The organism is Candidatus Nomurabacteria bacterium (assembly GCA_020632395.1).
Classification (GTDB): domain Bacteria; phylum Patescibacteriota; class Dojkabacteria; order SC72; family JAHDCA01; genus JACKFQ01.
Genome location: JACKFQ010000012.1, coordinates 1 through 1,558, shown reverse-complemented (window position 1 = coordinate 1,558; position 1,558 = coordinate 1). Strand labels below are relative to the sequence as shown.

The following is a 1,558-nucleotide window of genomic DNA, read 5'->3' as shown; positions in this document are numbered from 1 at the left end:
TATGAATGACCTTATAGAGTATCTCAATATCATCGTTTCGCCGTCTAGCTATTCTCATCAACAGCTGGACGAACTAAATACTACACTAGGGGATCTCTACTCAAGTGAAAATATCTATCTGACTGAGAATGGCAGATCAGCTCTATATATTGCTATCAAAGCATTGGCACTTCCTCCTGGTTCGAAGATCGCTGTACAGCCTTTTACTTGTAATTCTGCTGTAAACCCGATCATTTGGAATGGACACATCCCCGTTTATGTCGATATCGATCGATCAACATTGAACATGTCACCCTCAAGATTTAAGGAACTTCTAGATAAGGAGTCTGATATCAGGGCTGTTTTGGTGCAGTATACCTTCGGTAATCCCACAGGTGCCCAGGAGATAATTCAAATTGCCCACGATCGAGGGATCTTAGCTATAGAGGATTGCGCACATGCATTAGGGGTGATCCATGATGGAGAGACACTTGGTAAAAAAGCCTCGATGGCAGTGATAAGCTTTGGCCTAGAAAAGACCTTGCCTACAAAGGTTGGAGGTGCACTGATCGTGAATGACCCGAATTTTGTTTCTCCTGTGGAGCAGATATACTCATCGATCTCGTACACTTCTCGGATCCGTACCTTCCTGTGGGTGATAAATCCGATCATTAGGTTACTATCACGAAAGAGTGGGGCCTTTGGTTCCAATGTCTTGATACCTCTATTTGAACGTCTTGGGATATTCAATACTGGATTCGAGAAAAGTGAATTGTCCGGTGGCCAACCCAGATCTACACCATCAAAATTGAGTCCGTTGCTGGCAAGAGTTGTGAGTCATTATCTTGGTGAATTGGGGATTTTAAGATCTATGAGATCAGATCAGGTCGATCAGTATCGAAAAAGTTTAGATTGGATGAGAGAGATTGGTTGTATTTTGCCTGATTGGAACGGTCCATTCATTAAATTCCCAGTAATATTGCCCGAAGAGATCGATCGTGATGAATTAAGGAGTTTTTTACAGAATAGGGGGAGTTACATATCTGATTGGTATGATCCGGTTATTTATCCGACAGGTACAGTACTAGAGGGTGTGAAATATATGCCAGGAACATGTCCCTTAGCAGAGTCTGTATCAAAGCAGATCTTGAATCTCCCAACCGGTAAGGCATTCAATCCGAAATTACCTGATGATCTCAAAGATTATCTGCGATAGTATCAATTTACACTTAATACTCGTTGGCTCAAATTTAAAAGTACCAAGTAGACCTCATGCTATAGGTAGCTTTTGTCCTGTCATATGTCATAACCAAAATGCTTTTGGGGAAGAAGAAATCGAATGGCTGAGGACAGACTTTTATCATTTATCAAAAATGCACCCTTGCAAACCTGACAGAACTGATGAAAACATTGACACTGTAGGTGGAAATGTTTATTCTGAATATGTGTAGAACTTAGCTAAGTGATAATATTTTTGCATCGCTGGCTGTATAGGCTCAAATTTACAGCGGTTGCGGTGTTTGTTATTGGAGTGGTTTCACTATTGCCCCCCATTCCAATTGGAGCCCAAACCGCAGAG

General features: G+C 41.5%; 1 protein-coding gene. It reads left to right on the top strand.

Annotated elements, in window-relative coordinates; all coding sequences use genetic code 11:
- A partial coding sequence (locus H6763_04440; protein MCB9804039.1) for a DegT/DnrJ/EryC1/StrS family aminotransferase occupies nt 1-1,195 on the top strand: 1,195 nt, incomplete at its 5' end.
- Nucleotides 1,196-1,558: the final 363 nt, after the last annotated feature.